This is a genomic window from Lutibacter sp. (assembly GCF_030692605.1).
In the GTDB taxonomy this organism is placed as follows: Bacteria; Bacteroidota; Bacteroidia; order Flavobacteriales; family Flavobacteriaceae; genus Lutibacter.
Genome location: NZ_JAUYUD010000020.1, coordinates 1 through 5,371, shown reverse-complemented (window position 1 = coordinate 5,371; position 5,371 = coordinate 1). Strand labels below are relative to the sequence as shown.

Sequence of the window (5,371 nt, the reverse complement as noted above, 5' to 3'; positions counted from 1 at the left end):
TGGCATTAGGACACAATTTAAGAAAGAAAATTGCTTCTTAAGGACAATTTTTGCCTTATTCATAAAAATAAAAAATATCCGAAATTGAATAGAAATAAAAAAACCGTCTCAAAATTTAATATTGAGACGGCTTCTTTTTTTTTATTAATTTTATAACAACTAATTATTCCTTATTTATGAAAAGTTTTAAAATTTATATATTACTATTATTCGTACTCTTTTCTAGTTGTTCAAAAAAAAATAGTAGTTCTGATTATATTAAAAAAGTTAGTGGAAGATATTTATATAGTTCCGATGAAATTATGGAAGTATTTTTTGAAAATAATGAGATGTTTATAAAATGGAGAGGAGCATCAAACATTAAACCACTTCTTGTAGATGAAAATACTTATTTTGTTAAAGAATTAAATGAAAAAATTCAGTTTAATACAAATTCAAAAAACAATAAGATTTATATTTCTTTAGTACCCAAAAGCGAAACTAAACAACTTGCATATAATTATATGAAATTGGATACTATGGTAAGAGTGCCCAGTGAATATTTGCTGGAAAAGAAATTTGATAAGGCATTAGAAGGTTATTTAAAAATTAAAAAAATTGATTCGTTAGATCCAGTTATAAATGAAGAAAGCTTTAACAGATTAGGATATAAAGAATTAAGAAATAAAAATATTGAATTTGCAGTTGAGATATTTAAAATTAATGTCGCACTTTATCCTAACAGTCCAAATGTGTATGACAGTTTAGGCGAAGCATTTATGAAAAATGGAGACACTGTAAAAGCAATTGAAAATTATAAAAAGTCATTAAGCTTAGATTCTGGAAACCGACGTGCGAAGGAACAATTAAAAAAATTAGAGAAAAAAGAATAATGGACAAAGATCTAAAATACCCCATAGGAAAACCAATCATTCCACCAAACATAACACAAGTGCTAATTGCTGAATGGATTCATATAATTGAAAATTTTCCTAATCACCTTGAAAATTTGGTGAAGTGTTTATCTGAAAATCAGCTAAATACAACTTACAGAGAACAAGGATGGACCATAAAACAAGTAATTCATCATTGTGCAGATAGCCATTTAAATAGTTACATACGCTTTAAATGGGCACTAACTGAAAATGAACCTACCATAGAACCATATTATGAAGATCGTTGGGCCGAACTTTTTGATAGTAAAGATGCCGATATTACAATCTCTTTAAATTTATTAAAATCCCTGCATACAAAATGGGTATATTTGATGAAAGGGCTAACCGAGGTAGAGTTAAATAGGGTATTTATTCATCCTTCTGGTACAAAAATTGTAACACTAAAAGAAAATATTGGAATTTATGCTTGGCATTGCAATCATCATTACGCTCATATTTCAAATTTAGTAACTTCTAAAAAATGGAATTCTTAAATTTAAAAACAACAACTAAAATCTATATATATGAAATCTATGCAACAATGGTATGATGAATATGCAGTTAGCCATCAAAATAAAACAAATCAATCCATACATTACATTTGTGTACCTATTATCTTTTTTAGCATTGTTGGTATGCTCATAAGCATTCCTTCTGACATTTTGCACTCTTTTATATCAAATCCTTTTCTACAAAATTGGGCAACATTAGTGTTAGTGCTTTTAATGATTTTTTACGTACGGCTTTCATTTAACACTTTTGTACGAATGCTTACTTTTTCTATACTTTGCCTTGTTGGCAATTACTTTTTAGGCACCATATTGCCACTATTTTTCACATCACTTGCACTTTTTATAATTGCTTGGATAGGTCAGTTTTATGGACATAAAATTGAGGGTAAAAAACCATCTTTTTTTAAGGATTTACAATTTTTATTAATTGGCCCAGCTTGGGTTTTTGAAAAATTAAGTAAAAAGAAATAATTAAATAAGGTGAAGAAGATTTTACATTTTGTTTTTCTATTAATATCCGTTGCTAATTATGCTCAACAGTTTGAATACGAAGTTTCACCAACTTCAATAAATTCTAAATTTGCTGAACTTGGAGTTACCTATATTAATGATCAGACAATTTTATTTGCTTCATCTCAAAAAAATGCAAATGATATATCCTTTTCCAAGGAAAGAAGAAAGCAAAATAGGCAACTTCATTTAGAAATTTATTTAGCAAATATTACTAATAATGGTGATTTAATTCAGGGAAAAGAATTTAATCTCGAAACTAAAAATATGTTTTTTGAGTCGGATGTTACGTTCTCACCTGATCAAAAAACAATCTATTTTACTTGGAATAATTTCTACAATACCGAAAAGAAAATTGATTCGGCAGAATGGAAAACATTGCGAATTGTGAAAGCTACAATAAATGAAAATCATATTCTAAGTAATATTAAACCTTTACCTTTTAATAGTGAAAATTATTCCGTTAGAAATCCAACTATAAGCAAAGATGGGAAAAAGCTTTATTTTGTTTCAGATATGCCAGGTGGATTTGGTGATACTGATATTTATATGGTAGAAGTTCTTGATAATAACACCTACGGACTTCCTGTAAATTTAGGCAGTGAGATAAACTCAAAAAAATCGGAACTCTTTCCATTTATTGATGAAAATAATATTCTTTATTTTTCATCCTATGGTCATAATAGTATTGGTGGGTTAGATATTTTTAAAAGCGAATTTAGAAATGAAAAATTTGGAAAAAGAGTGCAATTACCAACGCCAATAAACTCAATATATGATGATTTTGCTTTTGTTATTAATAATTCATCCAATTCAGGCTATATTACTTCAAACAGACCTGAATCTCTTGGTGATGTGGATATTTTTAAATTTATTGCTAAAGAAAAAGAATGTATACAACTTTTAAATTACCAAATTGTCAATTCAATTATCAATAAACCAATTAATAATGTAAAAGTATCGCTTTATAAAAATAATAGTTTAGAAATTGATACTACTTTTTTATTAAATGCATCCAACAACGTACCTTTAAATTGCAACACTTACTATAAAATGATCGTTCAACTTGATGATTTTGAACCCTATGAATCTGAATTTAACACGAATGATAAATTTGATTTAAAATTGGAAAAAACAATTTCGTTAATTCCAATTCCATGTAATCAAAATATACTTATTACTATTGTTGACGCTTACTCTAATAATAAAATTTCAAATGTTGAATTAACGCTTATTTCTTCTTTAAATTCTCAAGAAAAAAGTATTTCCGATCTAAACGGAATGTCAAAACTACTGGTCAATTGTAATTCAACATATAATATCAAAGTTTTTTTCAAAAATTATGAACCCACTCAAGTTGAATTTAAAACAGATGATAAAAAGAATAGTCTCATAGCAAAAACAATTTTATTAACTCCAATTAAATGTGTAGGAGAGTTGGCTATTACAGTAGTTGATAATATAACGAATCTAAAAATTAGTAATGCTTCAATTTCTTTATTAAAATCTAACATTCCTGTCGATTCAAGATTGACAAATTTAATGGAATTGACCAAATTTAATATTGAGTGTTCTTCTAATTATAAAGTTTTAATCGCTGCCGATAATTATGAAACTCAAGAATTTACAATTACAACTGATGCTAGTAATGAAAAAATATTGGCTAAAACAATTTCATTAAATCCAATTAAATGTGAACAAGAATTGATAATTACAGTTATCGATGATAGTACAAAACAAAGAATTAATAATGCTAAAATTTCTTTATTAAAATCTAATACTCCTGTCGATTCAAGATTGACAAATTTGATAGAATTGACCAAATTTAATATTGAATGTTCGGCTAGTTATAAAATTATAGTTACCAGTACTAATTTTGAACCTCAAGAATTTACCTTTACCACAGACAATATCCATAATTCAATTTTGGAAAAAATGGTTGTATTAACTCCAATAAGATGTAAACAAGATATTGTAGTAAATGTAATAGATGCCATTTCAAAAACTAAAATTAAAAATGCTATTGTCACACTAAACCCATCCAAAACTACTAATGAATTTAAAGAGTCAAACACAGATGGAATAGTAACATTTACCGTTGAATGTGACAAAGAATATAGTATTACAGTTGAGGCACCTAATTTTGAGGTGAAAGAAATAACAGTTTCCACTAATAACTCTAATAATAAAAAATTGGAAAAAAATGTGTTACTTTCAGCGATGACTTGCCTCCAAAGTATTTCAGGTATTGCAATTGATAGCATAACTAAATTACCAATTAATGATGTTCAATTAACACTAATTAAAAACAATCTTATAATTTCTAAAACTAAATCAATTCAAGGTGCATTTAATCTAAAATTAGAATGTAATACTAGTTATACCATTGAAGGTTCAAAAGTTGGGTATGGTTCTGAGAAAATTGAAATTTTAACATCAAACGTAAATGATGAAATTATAAGAAAACAACTTTTATTTGAGGCTGTTGAAGAATTTTCAATAGTATCTAATCTTAAAATGATTAAAACTAACCCAATTTATTTTGAATTAGATAAATCTGAAATTACACTACAGGCAGCAATTGAATTGGACAAAGTAGTTAGCATATTAAATAATTACCCTACCATTATTATTGAAGTTAGATCACATACCGATAGCCGAGCAACTGATAGTTATAATATGACATTATCCAATGACAGAGCAAAATCTATAATCAATTATATTATTTCAAAAGGAATTGATGCTGCAAGAATATCTGGTATTGGGCTTGGTGAAACTCAACTTATCAATAAATGCTCTAATGGCGTTCCTTGTACCACCATAGAGCATGAAAAAAATAGACGTACAGAATTTGTTGTGATAAAAAATTAATGATATGAAACCTGAAATTACCTTTGAAGAATTTAACAAACTTGATTTGCGAATTGGAACTATAATTGAAGTAAATGATTTTCCAAATGCTAGAAAACTGTCTTATCAATTAACTATAGATTTTGGTGGATTAGGAATTAAAAAATCCAGTGCCCAAATAACCCATTTATATACCAAAGATCAATTATTGAACAAACAAATAATTGCAGTTGTTAATTTTCAGAAAAAACAAATTGCAAATTTCTTCAGCGAGTGTTTAGTTTTAGGGATTGAAAATAAAGACCAACAAATTGTTCTTTTACAAACATCAAAATCAAACTTAATCAATGGTGTACAAGTACGATAATTAAATTAAAATTTATAAAATTTGTCGTACACATCTTTTTTACAAGGTAGAACTATTTTAAAAAAAGGATCTAAATAAATTTGATTGTCCGTAATTACCCATAATTAATAAAAAAGCGTTATATTTGATAAAAAAAACGATGAATTTATTCAGTTTTACAGCAAATTTTGGGAGCGAGGAATCTTGTAGGCTTCATTTTAAAGAAGAAAGAGACAAAA

5 protein-coding genes are annotated in these 5,371 nt (G+C 27.1%); all 5 read left to right on the top strand.

Annotated features, from left to right (window positions below):
• Positions 1-176: 176 nt before the first annotated feature.
• Genes Q8S45_RS01905 through Q8S45_RS01885 form a run of 5 tightly spaced genes read left to right on the top strand, consistent with a single transcriptional unit; the run spans position 177 to position 5,153 of the window.
• Positions 177-872 (top strand): lipopolysaccharide assembly protein LapB, encoded by a 696-nt coding sequence (locus tag Q8S45_RS01905; protein WP_305600733.1) that lies wholly within the window; start codon positions 177-179, stop codon positions 870-872.
• Entirely contained in the window at positions 872-1,408 is a 537-nt protein-coding gene (locus tag Q8S45_RS01900; RefSeq protein WP_305600731.1) for a YfiT family bacillithiol transferase, read from the top strand. The genes Q8S45_RS01905 and Q8S45_RS01900 overlap by 1 nt, the downstream gene beginning before the upstream one ends.
• 30 nt (positions 1,409-1,438) lie before the next feature.
• Positions 1,439-1,897 (top strand): DUF962 domain-containing protein, encoded by a 459-nt coding sequence (locus Q8S45_RS01895; protein ID WP_305600729.1) that lies wholly within the window; start codon positions 1,439-1,441, stop codon positions 1,895-1,897.
• Positions 1,898-1,906: 9 nt separating this feature from the next.
• Positions 1,907-4,807 (top strand): OmpA family protein, encoded by a 2,901-nt coding sequence (locus tag Q8S45_RS01890; RefSeq protein WP_305600728.1) that lies wholly within the window; start codon positions 1,907-1,909, stop codon positions 4,805-4,807.
• A gap of 4 nt (positions 4,808-4,811) precedes the next feature.
• Positions 4,812-5,153 (top strand): tRNA-binding protein, encoded by a 342-nt coding sequence (locus Q8S45_RS01885; RefSeq protein ID WP_305600726.1) that lies wholly within the window; start codon positions 4,812-4,814, stop codon positions 5,151-5,153.
• Positions 5,154-5,371 lie beyond the last annotated feature (218 nt).